This is a genomic window from Pseudomonas sp. M5 (assembly GCF_016907075.1).
Lineage (GTDB): Bacteria > Pseudomonadota > Gammaproteobacteria > Pseudomonadales > Pseudomonadaceae > Aquipseudomonas > Aquipseudomonas putida_E.
On sequence record NZ_JAFBBH010000001.1, the window covers coordinates 1,425,899 to 1,444,462 of the forward strand.

The following is an 18,564-nucleotide window of genomic DNA, read 5'->3' on the forward strand; positions in this document are numbered from 1 at the left end:
GCTCCTGGGTTGGTCTAGAAGTTGGCGCCCACGCTGAATGCCACATAGTCGCGGTCGCCGCGGGTGCCGTAATCGCCATCGAGATAATCGGTGTAGGCAAGGCTTGCCCAGTACTTGCTGGCCAGCGCCACGTCGACGCCCAGGCTGATCGAGCGCGAGCCTTCATTGAAGCCCGAGCCGTCGGCAGGCGAATAGCCTTTCACATCGTGGGACCAGGCCAGGTTGGGACGGATGTCCACGCCCGGGACCAGGTTCTGATAGCTCCAGGTCGCGCGCAGGCGGTAGCCCCAGGAAAACGGCGTGACGAACCCTTCGCCGTTGCAGTCGCCAGGGCTTTTCGAAATCGCCTGGCAAAGGCTGTTGTCGGCCAGCTCTCCGTTGCCGTAGGCCCCGGAACGGCCATAGCGCGGCCCGAAACGCCCCTCGAGCCCACCCACATAGGTTGCGCCCACCTCCCCCATCAACAGCAGCTGGTTGGCCCCCATGACCTGGCTGAACGCTTGCACTGCCGACACTTGGGCCTGGGTCACCTCTTTGCGTCGATAACCGTCGAACAACGTATCGTCGGTCGAAGGGCGCAGGCCTTCGGCGTTGAGCGGGCTGCGGCCCGGGGCGTTGAGCAGCGACTGCAGTACATCGTTGCCGTTGAGCTGCACCGGCTGGTTGGGGCGGTGACTCAACTCCCCCTGCACAGCGGTACCGTTGTGCAGGGTGGTGGCGAAGGTGATGCCGTAGAGCCGGATATCCTCAGGGTACTGCGCCAGGTACTGCGAGGTTCCCATGCGCAGGGCGCCGGCCACGGTCTGCCCCGCGCTCGAAGCCAGGAAGGCACCGCAGCCGGACAGGGGCACGCCAATGTTGCCGCACAAGTCCCTGGCAAAACCGGTATTGGCGAAGTAGCGGCTGCTGACGGTACCCAGGTAGGGAGAGCGGCTGTGGTAGTTGGCCGCGAACAGGCCAAACTCGGTATCCAGCGACTGGACATACCAGTGCAAGGCAAAACCCCATTGGCCTCCATTGCGCGCATCCTGGTCGGCCCCGCGCGGCACGCGCACGCCCTCATCGGCAAGCGTCACGCCCATGGACGCCAGCGCTTGGGAAACCCCCGGGTTGGTGACCATCTGCCCACCGACATCCAGGCCTTGGCAGCCCTCGGGCATGAAGTCATTGCCGGAGAAGAAGGTCGCACAGTTGTCCAACCGGGTCTGCTCCCAGTCCAGTTGGTAGAAGGCGTCGAATGACAGGGCCTGGTTGATGTTTTGCGTGACATACAACAGGTTGACCGGCGCCAGCGCGTCTTTGACTTCCGAGCCTGGCCGGCGCAGTGCGGCCTGATTGAACGGGCTGATCACGTTCAGGCCACCCTGAATGAACAGGCTTTCGCCCCAGTTCACCACCTGATTGCCAAGGCGCACTGAGCCGGGCTCACCGTCGATGTCGTAGAGGGCATAGGCAAACGCATCGAGCAGTTCCGCTGCGGCGGTTTTGGCCGATGCCTGGCGGTTGTGGTCGTCGATGTCGACAGCACGCTGGCTGTGGTCGCGCTGCACCGTGTCATACCAGTAGGTGCCGCGCAGAAACACCCCGACGTTGTCCCGCTGCAGTTCCAGGTCATGGGTTGCTTTGAAAATGGCCGAGAACACATCACCCGAGCGGTAGTTCCGCCGGCCGTCATTACTGTTGGCGGCCTGCAACAGTTGCTTGTCGGGGTTGGCTGTACTGACGGCAGTGCCGAACGAAAGCGCCGTATCGAAGCGGCCTTCGAGCGGGCCGGCCTGGAATTGCACGGCAGCCGCCGGGGTGGCGAGCAGGCAGCATAGAGCCGCCAGCGGCGCTTGGCGCCGGCAGAAATGGATGTATACGCTCACTCTTAACCTCTTGTTGTTTTATTCGAGAGTGAAAGGTGGGGTACCACAGATGAGGTACCGGCCGCCCAGGCTGGCGGTATCGGTAATGTGGATTATCGGGGCAGTGAAAGCGGGCTCACAAATAGCGTCTTCGGATCAGTGCCATGCCGGATTGTTATGGCCTGGGCGGAGGTTGGGCGAGGCGTTCGGGGGCCTGGCTGGGGTGGGGTGGCGTCAATCGAGCGCCCCCCAGATGACCTCAAACAGCCAACAGTTCCAAGGCCCTGCGCACCTTGCCTGGTATGGCAACCGCGCGCTGCTCACGACGGTCAACGAACACATGGGTAAAGCGACCGGCTGCGCACGCTTCAGGCTCGCCCTCGACGAAAACGGCCAGCGCGTAGTGCACCGAGCTGTTACCTGTGCCCGTGACCGCGATACCCACTTCGATGCGTTGCGGAAAGGCGACCGCGGCGAAGTAGTCACAAGCAGACCCGACCACATAGGCCACGACCGGGTCGCGGTGGATATCCAGACCGGCATGCTCGATCAGCCAGGTGTTCACGGCGCTGTCAAAAAACCCGTAGTAGACGACATTGTTCACATGCCCATACAGGTCGTTGTCGTGCCAGCGCGTGGTGATCGGCTGGAAGTGGCGATAGGCGCCGCGTAGCGGGCGTTCCCTGGCCATGATCAGAACGCCGCCTGGTAGAGTTCGACAGCATCGGCGAGAGTGACCTTGCGCGGGTTGTTCACCAGCAGGCGCTGCTGCTGCAGGGCCTCTTCGGCAAGCTGTTGCAAGCTGTGCCGGGGCACGCCGACATCACGCAACCGGCTCGGCAAGCCGCAGCGTGGTGCCAATTGTTCCAGTTCGGCAATGAACTGGCTGCACAACTCATGGGGGCCGCCAGGCACCAGCCGCTCGCCCAACAGCGCCGGCGCCAGCGCCGCGTAGTCGGCGAATGCCTCGCTACGGTTGAAGCTCATGACATGCGGCAGCACCAAGGCATTGGCCAGCCCGTGCGGTACGTGGAAACGCGCCCCCAGCGGGTAGGCCAAGGCGTGCACCGCAGCCACCGGTGCGTTGGCGAACGCCTGGCCGGCCAGGCAGGCCCCCAGCAGCATGGCCTGACGGGCCTGCAGATTACCGCCGTTGTGCACCGCCTGGTCGAGGTTGCCTGCCAGCAGTGTCAAGGCCTCGCGAGCCAGCAAGCTGGACAGTGGGTTGCGTTTGAACTTGCTGGTGCTGGCTTCGATGGCATGGACCATCGCGTCGATGCCCGTGGCGGCGGTGATCGCCGGTGGCAGGCCCAGGGTGCGCTCGGCATCGAGCAGCGCAAGGTCAGGCAGCAGCAGCGGTGAAATCACCGCCATCTTGGCGCACTCGCCGGTGGTGATCACGGCAATGGGCGTGACCTCCGAGCCGGTGCCGGCGGTGGTAGGGACCTGAATCAGGGGCAGGCGCTGGCCCTTGGCCTGGTCTATGCCATACACCGCCTCCAGGGTCTGGTCGCACCCTGGGTGGGCCAGCAGCGCCACCAGTTTGGCGACGTCCATGGAGCTGCCGCCACCGAAACCGACAATCAGCTCGGCACCGATATGCCGGGCCCGGCCGACGGCAGCCAGCACGCAGGCATGGCTGGGGTCGGCGCTGACATCACTGAAAATCGCCGCGCTCAGGTTCGCCCGGGTGAAGCCAGGCAGTACATCGTCAAGCATCCCCAGGCTGACGATACCGGGGTCGGTGACGATCAGCACGCGGCGCACGCCGCGTTGCTGGCACAGCTGGGCCAAGCGGCCAGCGGCGCCCGGTTCACAGAGCAGCTGGGCGGTGGTGGCAAAACTGAATGGCTGCATGTTCATGTTCCTTTTGTTCTTGTGGGTGAACGGCACAGCGATCAGAAGGCGAAGTGCGCTTCATCCAGGCTCATCAGGCACGGGGCGCCGCCACGCAACGCCTCACAGTGGGCACTTGCGCGCGGCAGGATGCGCCGCCAGTAAAAGTCCGCTGCGTGCAACTTGGCCTGGTAGAACGCGCTGTCGCCGCTGCCAGCGGCCAGTGCCGCACTGGCCCGCTCGGCCGCCCGCAGCCACAACGCAGCCAGCAGCACATAGCCTGAATAGGCAAGAAAATCGACCGACACCGCTCCAATTTCCTGGGGGTCGCAGCGGCAGGCGTCGAGCACCTCGGCGCTCAGGTTGCGCCACTCCTGCAAGCGCAGGGTCACTGCCCCGGCCATCCCTGTCAGGTCATCTGCGCGGCACTCGTGCGCCGCCTCCAGCAGTTCATCGATCAACAGGCGCAGCTGCTCGCCGCCGTCGGCCAGTACCTTGCGGCGCACAAGGTCCAGGGCCTGGATGCCATTGGTACCCTCATACAGCTGGGTGATCCGGCTGTCGCGCATCAACTGCTCCATGCCCCACTCGCGAATGTAGCCATGGCCGCCATACAGCTGCACGCCCAGGCTGGCGACCTCCTGGCCGACATCGGTGAGGAAGGCCTTGACCACCGGAATCAGCAGCGCCGCCCGACGCCCGGCGGCGGCCTGCACTTCAGGCTGCGCCGCACCCTGTTCCAGGTCGAGCGCCTGGGCGGCGTAGGCCGCCAGCATCCGGCAGCCCTCGCTGAGGGTCTTCTGGGTGAGCAGCATGCGCCGCACGTCAGGGTGGCAGATGATCGGGTCGGCGCTGCGCTCGGGCGCCACCGGGCCGGCCAGGCTGCGCGACTGCAAGCGCTCCCGGGAGTAGGTCAGGCCACCCTGGAACGCGGCTTCGGCAATGCCCAGCCCCTGCAGCCCCACCTGAAAGCGCGCATCGTTCATCATGGTGAACATGCAGGCCAGGCCCTGATTGGCCTCACCCACCAGCCAGCCGCGGGCGCCGTCGAAGTTCATCACGCAGGTGGCAGCCCCCTTGATGCCCATCTTGTGTTCAAGGGCACCGCAGCCCAGGGCGTTGGCCCCCCCCGGCCCACCGTCAGCCGCGCACTCGAACTTGGGCACCAGGAACAGGCTGATGCCGCGCACTCCGGCCGGCGCATCGGGCAACCGGGCCAGCACCAGGTGGATGATGTTGTCGGTCAGGTCCTGGTCGCCGCCACTGATGAAGATCTTGCTGCCACTGATGCGATAGCTGCCATCGCCTTGCGGCTCGGCACGGGTACGCAGCAGCGCCAGGTCGGTGCCAGCCTGCGGCTCGGTCAGGCACATGGTGCCGGCCCACTCGCCGCTGACCAGCTTACCCAGGTAGTCGCGCTTGAGCGCCGGGCTGCCATGCCGGTGCAGGGCCAGCACAGCACCCTCGGTGAGGCCCGAATAGATACGAAACGCCAGCGAGGCGCTCATCAGCATTTCGTGAAAACAGGCTGCAACCATCTGCGGCAGGCCTTGGCCATCGTGCTCGGCCGGGCCGGTCATGCCGCCCCAGCCCTGCTCGACATACAGCCGGTAGGCCTGGCGGAAGCCTTCGGGGGTCAGCACCTGCCCTTGCTCCAGGCGGCAGCCCTGCTCGTCGCCCTGGCGATTGAGCGGGGCCACCACCTCGCTGGCAAAGCGAGCGCCTTGTTCAAGGATGCCATCGATGGTTTCACGGTCCAGGCCGTTGCCCAGGCGGGCGCAATGTTGCGTCACATCGAAGACTTCATGCAGGACGAACTGCATGTCACGCAAGGGGGCTCGGTAGTTCATACGCGGCCCTCGCTCACGTCTGCCAGCTGTTTGCCAGCCGCCGCCAGCCGCATCAAAAGACCAGCCGGGCGCCAATGTTCGCCAAACAGGCCTTGCAGCCGCTCCAACCTTGCCAGCAGCAGCCCCAGCCCTTGTTGATCGGCCCAGCACATCGGCCCGCCCGTCTCTGCCGGGAAGCCGTAGCCATGCAGGTAGACCCGGTCGATGTCCTGGCTACCACTGGCTATGCCCTGCTCAAGAATTTTCGCCCCTTCATTGACCAGCGCCAGCAGGCAGCGCTCACGGATCTCTTCGTCGTCGATCGCACGCCGACGCACGCCAAGGTCCTGAGCGATCTTGAGCACCAAGGCATCGACCTCGGGGTCATGCAAGGCTTCGCGGCTGCCGGGTGCGTAACGGTAATAGCCCTGGCCAACCTTCTGCCCGAAACGGCCGAGCGCGCACAAGGCATTGTCGACCTGGACCAACGGGGCATCCATCCCCTCCCCGGCCAGTTGACGTGCGCGCCACTCCAGGTCGATGCCGACCACGTCATACATGCGGAACGGGCCCATGGCAAAGCCGAACCCCTGAAGCGCCTCGTCCACCTGCCGCGGTGTGGCGCCCTCGAGCAGCAACTGCCGGGCCTCGGCGACATAGGTACGCAGCATGCGGTTGCCGATGAAACCGGGGCAGTTGCCTGCCACCACCACCTCCTTGCCCATGCGCTGGCCCAGCGCCACAGCCGCGTCCAGCACTGCGGGCGCGGTAAGCTGCCCGCGCACCACCTCCAGCAGCTTCATCACATGCGCCGGGCTGAAAAAGTGCAGCCCCAACACCTGTTCAGGCCGCCCGGTGACGGCGGCGATGGCATCGATGTCCAGCGCCGAGGTATTGCTGGCCAGGATCGCCTCAGGCTTGAGCGTGCTGTCCAGGGTGCGGAAGATCTCTTGCTTGAGCGCCAGGTTTTCGTACACCGCTTCAATCACCAGGTCGGCCTCGGCCAGCTCGGTGTAGGCCGTTACCTGCCGCACCCGCGCCAGGTAGGCATCGGCCTGGGCCTGGTCGATACGGCCTTTGGCGACCTGCTGGGCCCAAGTCTGCGCGAGCATGGCAAGGCCAGCCTCGGTGGCGCTGGGGTCGTTGTCCAGCCACAGCACAGGCAGCCCGGCACGGGCCAGGCTGATGACGATGCCGCGGCCCATGGTCCCGGCCCCGATCACGGCCGTCTGCTGAACGTTGTAGGAAGTACTCACGCGTGACACTCCTGATTCGGTAGGTGAAGGCATTGCCCTCACCCTAGTCAGGCGCCTACTATTTTTGAAATTCTAATTTTCCATCCCATGTATTTTTCACATGAATATATCCAACTTCGATCTCAACTTGCTGCGCGTGCTGGACATGCTGCTGCGTGAACAGAACGTGTCACGCGCAGCGGAACGTCTGGCCCTGACCCAGCCTACAGTGAGCAACGCCTTGGCGCGCCTGCGCGACGTGCTCGGTGATCCGCTGCTGGTGCGGGTCGGCAGACGCATGCGCCCCACCCCCCGCGCCCTGGCCCTGGAAGGGCCGATTCGCGCGGCGCTGCAACAGATCGAGCAGACGCTCGGCGCCGGCGACAGCTTCGACCCGGGCCGCAGCCACAGGCAACTGCGCATTGCCCTGACCGACTTCGCCGAACAATTGTGCATGCCCAGGTTGCTCGCCACCCTGCAAACCCAGGCGCCGCACTTGCGCGTGGATGTGCTGCACCTGGCACCCAACCTGCCAGCCGACGCCCTCGACCGTGGCGAACTCGACCTGGTGCTGGGGCGCTTCGACGATGTGCCGGCGCGCTACGAGCGCCGCCACTGGCGCAGCGAAACCCTGCACGTGGCGGTGCGCCAGGGGCACCCAGAGGTCGATGGCGCGCTCGATCTGCAAGCCTTCCTGGGCTTGCGTCACTTGTGGGTGCACGGCGGCCAGACCCGGGGCATGGTCGACCAGTGGCTGGCCGAACAGGGCCTGGCGCGGCGCATTGCCTACACCACGCCCAATTACCTGCAGGCCGCGCACCTGGCCGCCAGCTCCGACCTGTGCGTGGTATTGCCCACCGCACTGGCCCGCCATTTCGCCCAGCTACTGCCCTTGCAGGTCTTTGACCTGCCTTTCGCCCTGGAGCCCTTCGAGCTGGAACTGGTGTACCTTGCCCACCGTCAGCACGACCCGGCACTGGCCTGGCTGGTAGCGCGCATCATGGAAATTCGCGGCGGCTGAGCCATCGCATTCAGGTATGGCCACCCATGCAAGAGTGGTATTGGTTTGCCGGCAACCTCTGTCCTTAGAGTGGTTGCCCCCATAACAACAAGGACCACCCCATGCGCCTACGCTACCTGCCCACCCTGCTGGCCCTCGCCCTGCCCTCTGCGGTGCTTGCCCAGGCGCCGGCCAACGATGCCACCGACCTGACGCGCCAAAGCAACCAGCAATGGCTGCAGCGCCTGCCCTTCGACGACCGGGCTGACTTCGACAACGCCCGCCGCGGCCTGCTGGAAAGCGTCGACCAGGCGGTGCTCAATGCCGATGGCAAAACGGTCTGGGACCTGCAGCGCTACGCCTTCCTCAAGGGCGAGGCACCGGCAACGGTCAATCCCAGCCTGTGGCGCATCGCCCAACTCAATACCATCGCCGGGCTGTTCAAGGTCACCGACCGCATCTACCAGGTACGCGGCCTGGACCTGGCCAACATGACCCTGATCGAAGGCGAGCACGGGCTGATCGTGATGGACCCGCTGCTGTCGGTCGAGACCGCCCGGGCCGGGCTGGCCATGTACTTCAGGCATCGCCCGCAACGCCCGGTGGTGGCGGTGATCTACACCCACCCACACGTCGATCATTTCGGCGGCGTGCGCGGGGTGGTCGACGAGGCCGACGTAAAGGCCGGCAAGGTCCAGGTCATTGCCCCTCAAGGTTTCTTCGAACATGCCATCAGCGAGAACGTACTGGCCGGGCCGGCGATGAAGCGCCGGGCGCAGTACATGTATGGTGCGCCGCTGCCACGCGGGCCACGCGGCCAGGTTGACGCGGGGCTGGGCAAGGGTGTGCCGGCCAATGCCACAGTCAGCCTTATCGCCCCGACTCGGCTGATCGAAAAACCGTTCGAAACCCTGCGTATCGATGGCGTCGATATCGAGTTCCAGCTCACGCCCGGCACTGAAGCACCCGCCGAGATGAACCTGTGGTTCCCTGCGTTCAAAGCCCTGTGCATGGCCGAAAACGCCTCCCATGTGCAGCACAATATCCTCACCTTGCGTGGCGCGCAGGTGCGCGATGCCAAGGTCTGGGCGCACTACCTGGACCAGTCGCTGCTGCGCTACGGCGATCAGGCCGAGGTGGTGTTCGCCCAGCACCATTGGCCAACCTGGGGCGGCGCGGCGATCCGTGAGTACCTGGCCGATCAGCGTGACATGTACGCCTTCCTCGACAGCCAGACGCTGCGCCTGCTCAACCGCGGCCTCACCCCTACCGAGATTGCGGCCGAACTGACCTCGCTGCCACCCCGGCTGGCCAGCAAATGGTACAGCCGCGACTACTACGGCTCGCTCAGCCACAACGTGCGGGCGGTGTATCAGCGCTACATGGGCTTCTACGACGGCAACCCGGCGACCCTAAACCCCTTGCCGCCAAGCGAGGCAGGCCAGCGCTATGTGGCGGCGCTGGGCGGCAGCGAGCGGGTGCTGACACTGGCGCGCGAGGCGTACGGCAAGGGCGACTACCGCTGGGTGGCGGAGCTCACCCGGCACCTGGTGTTCGCCCAGCCGGACAACAGCGCCGCACGTGACCTGCAAGCCGATGCCCTGGAGCAACTGGGCTACCAGAGCGAGAACGCCACCTGGCGCAATGCTTACCTGACCGGTGCGCAGGAACTGCGCAACGGCGTAGCGGCCGGTGCCAGCAAAGGCGGCAGCGCCGACGACCTGGTACGCGCACTGACCCCGACGCTGTTCTTCGACTACCTGGGTGTGCGCGTCGATGCAGCCAAGGCGGCAGAGCAGGACCTGACCATCAACTGGCGCTTCACCGACCTCAACGAAGACTACGCCCTTACCCTGCGCAACGGCGTGCTCACCCACCGCGATCACGCGCAACACGCCAAAGCGGATGTGCAGATCAACATGAGCAAGGCCACCCTGGACCGCATCGCACTGAAGCAGACCGGTTTTCTCAAGGAAGCCAAAGCGGGAGGAATCGACATCAGCGGTGAGCGCATGAAGTTCATGCGCTTCATGGCTGGGCTGGATGAGCCTGACGGGCGCTTCAATATCGTCACGCCCTGAGCACCCAATAGCGCCGCGCTAAGCAGTGCGGCGCAACCACACCCCTAGCACCAACCCGGCCACCAGTAACGCAGTCAGCGGTACGGTGCGCGCCGCGGCCCAGCCGCGCTCGCTGCGCAACATGGCCAGGCCGCGGCGGTAGATGGCGCGTTCGCGTACCCTGCCCAGCAGCGCCAAACACAGTGCCGCGCCGGCCCCAGCCTCCATGCCGCCGCGCCAGGCCAGGCAAGCCAGCACCAGTAAAGACAACTGTGTTCGTCGCCAGGCCAACACCGTACGCTCGGCCTGCAAACCGGTGTCGACAGTGCCGTCAGCCATGCCAATGCCCCCACAACAGCGGCACCAGTGCCGCGCAGGCCAGCGCGCAAGCCACGCTCAGCAGCGGTACCAGCCGTGGCAGCGGCAATGGCGCATCGCGACGCAGTGCGCGCTCCACCACCAGCCAGCGCCACCCAGCCCCCAGGCTTACCAGCAGGCTCGCCAGCAGCAACGCGAACTCCATGGCCAGGCGCCCGGACTGTGGCCAGGCATGCGCGGCAAAGGTTTCAAGGGCAATGGCACCACCCAGCAGTGCCAGGGCGGTGCGTAGCCATGCCAGAAAGGTGCGTTCATTGGCCAGGGTGAAGCGCGGGTCAGGTGGCTTGCCAGGCCCCAGCAACCAGCGCTCCCAGGCGCTGTAATGGTGATCGGAACTCATCGGCTGTCCTGTGTGTGGCCCTGGGTGCTCAACGCAGCCCTTGGCTGCGCAGCGCCCCAGGTGAGAAGTACGAAGCGCTGGTGCGCAGATCGAAGGTGAACGGCTTGGGTTGCTCGTTGGTCAGGCCCGACAGTTGGTAACGCCCGCTGCGCAGGTCGTAGATCACCTCCATGGCGTTGACCAGTGCCTGCCCGGTGACATGGTAGTAACTGTGCGCCTGGGCCGTGCGCCACAGCCGCCCTTGGTGGTCGAAGAAGTCTGCCTCGACGATGGCCCAGCTGTCCTCGTCCAGGTAATAGCGGCGGCTGGCATAGATATGCTCGGCCCCAGGCTTGAGGGTACCGACCAGCTCCCATACCCGGTGCAATTCGTAGCGTGTTGGCTGCGGGTTGACGTGGCCTTGGCCTATCAGCGCGGTGTAGCTGAGCTGTGGCGAAGCCAGGCGATAACTGTTGTAGGGTACGTGCAGGGTTTTCTTGCCGACCAGGGTCCAGTGGTAAAGGTCGGGGGCACCGTTGAACATGTCGCGGCTGTCGGCGGTGCGCAGCCCGGCAGTGCCCGGGCTGATGTTGTCATAGGCCACTGCAGGCGCGCGCCTGACGCGCCGCTGGCTGCTGCTGTACAACCACGACAGGCGCGGCTGGGCGACCTGGTCGAGGGTTTCGTGCAACACCAAGGCATCACCTGCCAGGCGCGATGGCGCGGTCATGCGGTAGCTCAGGTAATACAGTACGTTGCTTGCCTGGCCGCCGGGCAGCACATCGGGCCGGGCGAAGGTTTGCTGCGCGCTGAACATGACGAAGCGACCATCACGACGCGGGGTGATGCTGTCCGACGCCAAGCTGTAACTGCCGTTGCGTGGCCGCGTCAGGTGGTTCCACAGTACCTGCAGGCCATTGCGTGGCAGCGGAAACGCCAGAACCCCGGCAAAACCCTGCACGCCGTTGCCGTCATTGACCAGATGGGCGCTGGCGGCGTTGTGCCTGGCCCACTCGCTCACCCGAGCGGGCACCGCGACACTGCGGTGCGACGGGTAGACCGGCAGGCGAAAAGAGCCGGGGTAACGCTCGAACAGCGCCACCTGGCCTGCCGTGAGCTGCTCGCGATAGTGCGGGTAGTTCTGCGCAGTGATGGTGTACAGCGGCTGCTCATCGGCGTAGGGGTCCAGTGGCGTGCCGTTGACCGCCAGCGAGACCTGCCCCGGTTGCAGCCCCCCGCTCCAGGCCGGTATGCGGCCATCACTGCTGGGTGCACGCTCGGCACCCACGGGTGTCAGCTGCGGGGGCAGTGGCGCGAGTGGCGTGGCGCCAAGGTGAAGGGCCAGCAGGCTGGCATTGACGAACAGAATGCTTCGCAGCAGGGCGACAGGTTTCATGGGTTTGGCCTCTTGTTGTTGTTGGCTGACCTGGCCGGGCGGGCTTGCCTTGGCACGCCCTTTCCGGGTGATACTAGGAGCCACCCTTCGAACCCCACAAATAACGTGTTCGGATACGTGCCATATCAGTTCGGCATACCCTTGGAACCGCTGCGATGACCCTCAAACAGCTCCGCTACCTGATCGCAATCGTCGAAGCCGGCAGTTTCTCCTCGGCCGCGCGTCGCGCCTACATCGCCCAGCCGGCGCTAAGCAGGCAGATCGGCCTGCTGGAGAGTGAACTGGAAATGCAGTTGCTCGACCGCCAGCACGACGGCATCGTTCTGACCGACGCCGGGCGGCAGCTTTACGAGGTGGCCCGCCAGGTGGTGCAGAAACTCGATTCGGTGAAGGACGAGCTCAAATCAAGCCGCGGTGACCCCAAGGGGCATGTCGCCATTTCCATTCCGGCCACTGCCGCAGACCTGCTGCTGCCGGAAATCCTCAAGCGTGCCGAACAGCGCTTCCCCGGTGTGACCTTGACCGTGTGGGATGGCCTGAGCCGCAACGGTGGCCAGGCCATCGAACTGGGCAAGGTTGACTTCGGCGTGGTGCCCAACGCCGAGGAGCTTGAACATGTCGAAGCCGAGGCGATCTTTACCGAGGCGCTGTACTGGGTCGGCCCTTCAGCAGCTGGCGCCGCCGACACCATTACCCTGGCCGAAGCCGCCGCCACGCGGCTGGTGCTGCCACCAAAGGCGCTGCACCTGCGCCGGCGCATCGAACAGGCGGCCATGGAAGCCGGTGTGCCGTTGGCGGCCGCCTACGAGCAGCAGTCGGCACCCGGCATCGCCAGCCTGGTGCGCGCAGGGCTGGCGGCGACCATCAGCAACTGGCCGCCGCTGTGCGAGCTGCTGGAACCTACGCAGGCACGGCTCATCGTCGAGCCACGCATCAGCCGCACCATTGCCCTGGCGCACTCACGGCACAAGCCCCTGTCGTTTGCCGCAGGCTGCTTGCACGACCTGGTGCGCGGGCTGCTGATCGAACTGGTACTCGGCGGCCGTTGGCGTGGTGAGCTGATCGGCGGCGATGACGCGCCGCTCGGGTCGGTGCCCGGGGTTCAGCTGGCTGTCTGAGAGCGCGCCGGCACGCCATGCTCGACCGCAACCGGTTCACCCAGGCGCTTCAGGGTGCGCTGCGGGTTCAAGGTCACCAGGCCCGCCAGCCCGGCCACGACCAGTACGGCGCCACAGACCAGAAAGCCCTGGGCATACCCTGCAGGGTGCTCGGCGCCTGCGCCTTGCACCAGCACCCCGGTTATCACTGGCGCAGCCAGGCCGGCCAGCGAAGCGATACCGTTACCGATCGCAAGCACCCCGCCCCGCTGGGCCGTCGGGGTGAACTCGGCGAGCATGGCCGGCCCCACGGAGTACATGACCAGTGCCAGCCCGCCACTTAAAGTCAGTGCGCCAACCCGCACGGCGGTGCTCAGGCCTGGCAACATCAGCGACGCAGACAGCAGCCCGGCAAGTATCAGGCACAGCGAGACGAATACGCCGCGCGCCACGCGCGACGATACGCCACGGCGCATCAGGCGTTGTGACAACCAGGCCATCAACAGGCTCAACGGCGTGGTCACCACCACGAACATCACAAAGATCCGCCCCGTCTGCAGCGGGTCGATGCCCAGGCCGACCTGCAGATAACTGGGCACCCAGGTAAGCGTCAGGGCCAGCGACCAGTTGGCGGCGAAGTGGCAGAGGTAGTTGCCCATCACGCTGGGGTCACTCAGCAGCTTGCGATACGGTATGGCCGGCTCATCGCTCTTGAGCTGGCTGGCGCGCAGGCGCTCAAGGGTGCCCTCCTGCCCCAGCCGCCACCACAACAGGCACCACACCAGGCCGATCAGCGAAAGGATGATGAAGTTGGTGCGCCAGCCGTAGTGCAGGCTGACCCAGGGGATCATCGCGCCAGCCACCAGCAGCCCCATGGCGCTACCGGCATGCAGCAGCGCCACAGGCAGGTTGCGACGGTCATTGGGGAACCACTTGTACAGCGCATGAGTGGCGACCGGCGATGCCGGCCCCTCACCGATGCCCAGCAGCACGCGGCAGGCAACGATGGCCCACAGTGAAGTGGCGAACAGCATCGGCAACTGGATCACCGCCCAGAACAGGCCCATGCCCAATAGCAGTGTGCGAGTGGGGCGCCGGTTGGCCATGAAGCCTCCGACCACGGCGGACAAGGCGAAGAACCAGTGCAAAGCGCCGCCAATGAGCCCGAACTCGGTTGCCGTCAGGCCCAGTTCGGCGCTCATCGGCACCGCAACCAGGCCGATCACCACCTTATCGAGAAAGTTGACCAGCATCAGCAGGGCCAGCAGTACGGCCACCATCCAGGCCGTACGGGGGTTGGGCAGGGAAGCATCCACAGTCATGGCGATTACTCTTGTTATTGTTGTGGAATGTAACAAAAGGCCACCGCAGTGGCGGCCCAAGGGTCACGCGGGCATCAGGACGCCTTTGGCGATGGTGTTGCGCTGAATTTCACTGGTACCGGTCAGGATGCGCATCATTCGGGTGGCACGGAAAATCCATTCCACGGGGTGGCCCTGCATCAACCCGGCACCGCCATGCACCTGCACGGCCTTGTCGGCAATGCGGAATGCGGCCTCGGATACGAACAGCTTGCACATCGGCGCCTGGGTACGGATGTCACCGCCGGCATCGTTCACCTGCGCAGTGGCGTAGACCATGCTGCGTGCTGCGTGCAGCTCAGTGGCCATGTCGGCGATCATATGGTTGACCGCCTGGAACATGGCGATCGGCTGGCCGAACTGCTTGCGGCTACGGGCATGCTCGATCGACAGGTTCAGGGCCAGGCCGGCCATGCCCAGCAAAGTCGGGCAGTGCAGCAGCCGGTTGAGGGTAATGCGCCCCATGGCCAGCTTGAACCCTTGGCCCTCCTCGCCGATCAGGTTGGCCGCCGGCACGCGCACCTCATCCAGCACGATGTCGCCATGAGCCCCACCACCGGACATCACCGCATAGTCGCTTTCGACACGCACGCCCGACGCCTTGAGGTCGACGAAGAACGCCGAAATGCCCTGCGCGCCTTGCCCGGGCCCGGTCACGGCCAGCAACACCGCCAGGTCAGCGTAAGTGGCACCAGAGATGTAACGCTTGCTGCCGCTCAGCACGTAGTGATCACCGTCGCGGCGCGCCTGGGTGCGGATGGCAGTGGCGTCCGAACCCGCCTCGGCCTCGGTCAGGGCGAAGCACACGGCTTTCTCGGCGCGACACACCGGCTGCAGGAAATGCTCCACCTGATAGGGGCTGGCCACTTTGAGCAGGTGGCCCACCCGCGGCGGCCCGGACAGCTCGCCCAGTACATGCGGGGCGAGCATCGAACCGGTCAGCACCGTGGCTTCCTTCACAGCGCACAGGTCAGCCACGCTCAAACCTGCACCCCCCATGGCCTCTGGCAGCATGAGGGTGTAAAGGCCCTGCTCGCTGGAGCGCTTCCATACTTGCCGCAAGACTGCCTGAGGATGCGGGCGCGCCCAGTTCAGCTGCATCTCCTGCTCCAGCGGGCGAACCTGGTCGCGGACGAACCCTTCGATGGCTTCGATTATCTGCGCAGCTTTTGCACTCGGTTGATACATGGTCATGCTCCCTGATCAGATACGACGATCGCTGTGTTGCCAGTAGGCTTCCCGGACCAGGCGGCGCACCACCTTGCCATTGGGGTTTTTCGGCAGTTCGGTGACAAAATCCACGCCTCGCGGCTTCTTGAAACCGGCCAGGGCGCGGCCGCAGCGCTCGATGAGCTCAGCGGCGTCAAGCTGTGCGCCGGGCTTGAGCACCACCACGGCGCGCACCGCTTCCCCCCACTGCTCGTCAGGCACGCCGACCACTGCCACCTCGAACACTTCTGGGAAGCCGTAGATCACCTGCTCCACTTCGCTGGGGTACACGTTGAAGCCCCCGGAAATGATCATTTCCTTCTTGCGATCGACGATGAAGACGTAACCCTGCGCATCGACCGTGGCCAGGTCGCCGGTCAGGTAGTAGCCGTCGCGCATGACTTCGGCGGTGAGCGCCGGCGCGCGCCAGTAGCCCTGCATGATGTCCGGCCCCTTGACCACGATTTCGCCGATCTCGCCCGGTGCCACATCCTCGAATGCCTCGTTCACCACCCGCAGGTCGGTTTCGAAATAGCAGCGCCCGCAAGAGGCCAGGCGCTGGTAGTTGCCGTCTTCGATCAGGTGGTCCTGCTCGGTCAGTACCGTGACCAGCGAACAGGTTTCGCCGGCACCATAACCTTGCACGAGAATCGGCCCGAACAGTTCGATGGCCTTTTTCACCAGGGCCGGGGCCATGGGCGCGGCGCCATACATGACCAGTTTGAGGCTGGACAGGTCGAAGCGCTCGACGTCGGGATAATTGACCAGCCGGTTGATCATGGCCGGTACCAGGAACAGCCGCGTCACCCGCTCACGTTCGATGGCCTCCAGCAACAGGCGATCGTCGTAGCGGTCGAGCAGCAGGTTGCAGGCGCCCACCGCCAGCAGCGGCATGATCTGCATGCCGCTGGCATGGGTAATCGGCCCCACATGGGCCATCACATCATCAGGGCCGGAGCGCCGCGTGGGGCTGGCGATGCTCTTGCGGACCAGCGCCTTGCGGTTGCCAAACGACAACATGGCCGCCTTGAGTACACCGGAGCTACCGGAGGTGTAATGCAGCACTGCCAAGGCGTCGTCGGCAGGGTCCAGGCTACACGGTGCCTCGCTGCCGCGCTCAAGCAGCGCGGCATAACCCAGGTCACCGCCCTCGCCTTCCAGCGCGATCACCTGGCGCAACATCGGCAAGGCCTCGCGTCGTTCAGCCAAGGCCTGGGCGAAGGTGGCATCGGTGATCAGCGCAACGCTGCAGGAGTCTTCCAGCACCCGTACCACTTCATCCAGCGACAACCGCGCGTTGATCGGCACCTTGACCATCGCCGCCTTGTACAGCGCCACCTCTGCCTCTACCAGCTCCACGCGGTTGGCAGCCAGGATCGCCACATGTTCACCGCTGGCAACGCCCAGTGCACCCAGCCCCGAGGCAAGGCGGTTGCTGCGCCGTTCCAGCTGGGCATAGGTCAGGCGCGTCTGGCTGTCCGCCACGGCAGTGTGGTCCGGCCAGTAGCGGGCACCGCGGGTAATGATCTTTCCAAGGTTCACGTTGTTGTTCTCGTCGACAGGAAGACATCGACGATGCTAAACAGCCAGGCGCGGGCGGATGTAATACCAGTTTCCGATGCCGGCCATAACGAATTTGGCTGGCATCGGACAAACGCCTGAAACCGTTGGCGCATTGCCCCAGGCACTGGCGTTTACAGGCCAGTTTCACCAGATGGCAATGTCATAGGTCAGGTAGAGGCGATTGCTGTCCCTTCCGCGGGAATAGTCAGACCTGTAGACATAGTTGCGCAGCCGTACCCCCAGCCCTTTGAGTGCCCCGCCCTGCACCACATACGCAAGCTCGGCGTCACGCTCCCATTCACTCAACCCCTGCGCCCCGGAGCGGCCGTTGTCGCCGCTCAGGTAGCGTGTCATGAAGGTCAGCCCAGGCACGCCTGCGGCGGCAAAGTTGTAGGCATAGCTTGCCATCCAGGTCTTTTCTTCTTCCTCGATGAACTTGCCGATGCCAACGTTGCTGAACGAATACACCGTGGCACCACTGATGTACGGCAGGCCGGCTTCACCGTCCAGCACCTGATACCCGGCGCCGAAGGTGTGCCCTGAATGGGCGTAGGACACCTGTGCGCTGAACATGTCGTTGTCGATGCTGCCGCCGTACGCCGCGCCGCTGTCACGGCTGGTGAAATACCGCAGGTCGGTGGTCAGCACCCCGCCGGCCAGCGCAAGGTCATGTACCAGGCCGGCAAAGTCCTGGCGGTAGAAATGCTCGAGCTGACCGTGGAAGTAGCTCAAGCGCAAGTGTTTGCTGAACGCGTAGTCGGCGCCGGCGAAGCTGAAGTCGCCAGACTCGGCGCCGCCATAACCGTCCAGGTACAAGCCGGTACTGTTGGACGAGTCGCGTTGCTTGAACCGGTCCAGATGCCCGGCAGTGAGCGTCAGCCCCGCGATATCGGTACTCGTCAGCTGCGTACCCTGGTAGGTCTGCGGCAGTACTCGGGCATCGTTGTAGACCAGTACGGGGGTCTTGGGCAGCAAGGTACCGTGCTTGACCACCGTACTACCCAGGCGGGCCTTGGCCGTTACCCCGGCACTGGCGAACTCCTGGGCGGCGCGACCGTCGTCATGCACCGGCAACAGGCCCGTACCGCTGCGGCCACGGCCGGAGTCCAGCCTGACCCCCAAGAGCCCCATCGCATCGAGCCCCAGGCCCAGCGTGCCTTGGGTAAAGCCCGACTGATAGTCGAGCAGGAAGCCTTGCGCCCACTCGGTTCGCTCGCTTTTGGCGGTGGCGGCGGCGCGGGCGCTCATACCCTGCTCGTCGCGGAAATTCTCGTTGAAATAAACGTTGCGCAGTTGCAGTTTGAGCTTGCCGTCATCGACAAAACCGGCAGCGCCGGCAACAGGCAGGCAGCCGCAGAGCAGGCCACAGGCGGCCGCCGCACGCAGAGCAGTTGGGGACATGTTCGGTACTCTGTTGTTGTTTTTGAATGAGTA

Annotated in this window: 15 protein-coding genes; 3 read left to right on the top strand and 12 right to left on the bottom strand. The window is 65.0% G+C overall.

Annotation, left to right across the window (positions count from 1 at the left end):
* Positions 1-14: 14 nt before the first annotated feature.
* The 5 genes from JOE27_RS06515 to JOE27_RS06535 all read right to left on the bottom strand — a co-directional run bounded on the left by JOE27_RS06515 (position 15) and on the right by JOE27_RS06535 (position 6,768).
* A complete protein-coding gene (locus tag JOE27_RS06515; protein ID WP_348632631.1) occupies positions 15-1,856 on the bottom strand; it encodes a DUF1302 domain-containing protein in 1,842 nt (613 codons plus the stop codon).
* A gap of 250 nt (positions 1,857-2,106) precedes the next feature.
* Entirely contained in the window at positions 2,107-2,538 is a 432-nt protein-coding gene (locus JOE27_RS06520; protein ID WP_115274428.1) for a thioesterase family protein, read from the bottom strand.
* 2 nt (positions 2,539-2,540) lie between these two features.
* Complete coding sequence (locus tag JOE27_RS06525) at positions 2,541-3,704, bottom strand: iron-containing alcohol dehydrogenase (protein ID WP_204918317.1); 1,164 nt, start codon at positions 3,702-3,704, stop codon at positions 2,541-2,543.
* Between the two features lie 41 nt (positions 3,705-3,745).
* Complete coding sequence (locus tag JOE27_RS06530; protein ID WP_204918319.1) at positions 3,746-5,533, bottom strand: acyl-CoA dehydrogenase C-terminal domain-containing protein; 1,788 nt, start codon at positions 5,531-5,533, stop codon at positions 3,746-3,748.
* Positions 5,530-6,768 (bottom strand): 3-hydroxyacyl-CoA dehydrogenase, encoded by a 1,239-nt coding sequence (locus JOE27_RS06535; protein WP_204918321.1) that lies wholly within the window; start codon positions 6,766-6,768, stop codon positions 5,530-5,532. Before JOE27_RS06535 ends, JOE27_RS06530 begins: the two co-directional genes overlap by 4 nt.
* Positions 6,769-6,868: 100 nt before the next feature.
* Here JOE27_RS06535 and JOE27_RS06540 point away from each other — a divergent pair, with 100 nt between their 5' ends.
* Positions 6,869-7,768: a LysR family transcriptional regulator gene (locus JOE27_RS06540; protein WP_204918323.1), complete on the top strand. Its 900-nt coding sequence runs from the start codon at positions 6,869-6,871 to the stop codon at positions 7,766-7,768.
* A 101-nt stretch (positions 7,769-7,869) separates the two neighbouring features.
* Positions 7,870-9,828 (top strand): alkyl sulfatase dimerization domain-containing protein, encoded by a 1,959-nt coding sequence (locus JOE27_RS06545; RefSeq protein WP_204918325.1) that lies wholly within the window; start codon positions 7,870-7,872, stop codon positions 9,826-9,828.
* An 18-nt stretch (positions 9,829-9,846) separates the two neighbouring features.
* On the opposite strand, the gene JOE27_RS06550 is transcribed toward JOE27_RS06545, so the two are convergent.
* The 3 genes from JOE27_RS06550 to JOE27_RS06560 are packed head-to-tail and all read right to left on the bottom strand — an operon-like array spanning position 9,847 to position 11,900.
* Positions 9,847-10,146 (bottom strand): DUF202 domain-containing protein, encoded by a 300-nt coding sequence (locus JOE27_RS06550; protein ID WP_174142486.1) that lies wholly within the window; start codon positions 10,144-10,146, stop codon positions 9,847-9,849.
* The gene (locus JOE27_RS06555; RefSeq protein WP_204918327.1) at positions 10,139-10,525 is read right to left on the bottom strand and encodes a DUF202 domain-containing protein; all 387 of its coding nucleotides are present in this window, start codon (positions 10,523-10,525) and stop codon (positions 10,139-10,141) included. The genes JOE27_RS06550 and JOE27_RS06555 overlap by 8 nt, the downstream gene beginning before the upstream one ends.
* Positions 10,526-10,553: 28 nt before the next feature.
* Positions 10,554-11,900: a DUF1329 domain-containing protein gene (locus tag JOE27_RS06560; RefSeq protein ID WP_204918329.1), complete on the bottom strand. Its 1,347-nt coding sequence runs from the start codon at positions 11,898-11,900 to the stop codon at positions 10,554-10,556.
* Positions 11,901-12,055: 155 nt separating this feature from the next.
* On the opposite strand from JOE27_RS06560, the gene JOE27_RS06565 reads away from it, so the two are divergent.
* Positions 12,056-13,018, top strand: coding sequence for a LysR family transcriptional regulator (locus JOE27_RS06565; protein ID WP_115274421.1), 963 nt, complete (start codon positions 12,056-12,058; stop codon positions 13,016-13,018).
* On the opposite strand, the gene JOE27_RS06570 is transcribed toward JOE27_RS06565, so the two are convergent.
* From JOE27_RS06570 to JOE27_RS06585, 4 genes are all read right to left on the bottom strand, one after another.
* Entirely contained in the window at positions 13,003-14,277 is a 1,275-nt protein-coding gene (locus JOE27_RS06570) for an MFS transporter (protein ID WP_187306343.1), read from the bottom strand. The two genes, JOE27_RS06565 and JOE27_RS06570, sit on opposite strands and share 16 nt — an antisense overlap.
* 105 nt (positions 14,278-14,382) lie before the next feature.
* Complete coding sequence (locus JOE27_RS06575) at positions 14,383-15,546, bottom strand: acyl-CoA dehydrogenase family protein (RefSeq protein WP_204918331.1); 1,164 nt, start codon at positions 15,544-15,546, stop codon at positions 14,383-14,385.
* 15 nt (positions 15,547-15,561) lie between these two features.
* Entirely contained in the window at positions 15,562-17,109 is a 1,548-nt protein-coding gene (locus tag JOE27_RS06580) for an AMP-binding protein (RefSeq protein WP_204918333.1), read from the bottom strand.
* Positions 17,110-17,274: 165 nt separating this feature from the next.
* Positions 17,275-18,531 (bottom strand): OprD family porin, encoded by a 1,257-nt coding sequence (locus tag JOE27_RS06585; protein ID WP_204918335.1) that lies wholly within the window; start codon positions 18,529-18,531, stop codon positions 17,275-17,277.
* Between the last annotated feature and the right edge of the window lie 33 nt (positions 18,532-18,564).

What these genes read in the sequence shown, in the direction of transcription:
- JOE27_RS06520 (WP_115274428.1), bottom strand. Translation starts at nt 2,538, where the DNA reads ATGGCCAGGGAACGCCCGCTACGCGGCGCCTATCGCCACTTCCAGCCG.
- JOE27_RS06525 (WP_204918317.1), bottom strand. Translation starts at nt 3,704, where the DNA reads ATGCAGCCATTCAGTTTTGCCACCACCGCCCAGCTGCTCTGTGAACCG.
- JOE27_RS06530 (WP_204918319.1), bottom strand. Translation starts at nt 5,533, where the DNA reads ATGAACTACCGAGCCCCCTTGCGTGACATGCAGTTCGTCCTGCATGAA.
- JOE27_RS06540 (WP_204918323.1), top strand. Translation starts at nt 6,869, where the DNA reads ATGAATATATCCAACTTCGATCTCAACTTGCTGCGCGTGCTGGACATG.
- JOE27_RS06545 (WP_204918325.1), top strand. Translation starts at nt 7,870, where the DNA reads ATGCGCCTACGCTACCTGCCCACCCTGCTGGCCCTCGCCCTGCCCTCT.
- JOE27_RS06550 (WP_174142486.1), bottom strand. Translation starts at nt 10,146, where the DNA reads ATGGCTGACGGCACTGTCGACACCGGTTTGCAGGCCGAGCGTACGGTG.
- JOE27_RS06555 (WP_204918327.1), bottom strand. Translation starts at nt 10,525, where the DNA reads ATGAGTTCCGATCACCATTACAGCGCCTGGGAGCGCTGGTTGCTGGGG.
- JOE27_RS06560 (WP_204918329.1), bottom strand. Translation starts at nt 11,900, where the DNA reads ATGAAACCTGTCGCCCTGCTGCGAAGCATTCTGTTCGTCAATGCCAGC.
- JOE27_RS06565 (WP_115274421.1), top strand. Translation starts at nt 12,056, where the DNA reads ATGACCCTCAAACAGCTCCGCTACCTGATCGCAATCGTCGAAGCCGGC.
- JOE27_RS06570 (WP_187306343.1), bottom strand. Translation starts at nt 14,277, where the DNA reads ATGGTGGCCGTACTGCTGGCCCTGCTGATGCTGGTCAACTTTCTCGAT.
- JOE27_RS06575 (WP_204918331.1), bottom strand. Translation starts at nt 15,546, where the DNA reads ATGTATCAACCGAGTGCAAAAGCTGCGCAGATAATCGAAGCCATCGAA.
- JOE27_RS06585 (WP_204918335.1), bottom strand. Translation starts at nt 18,531, where the DNA reads ATGTCCCCAACTGCTCTGCGTGCGGCGGCCGCCTGTGGCCTGCTCTGC.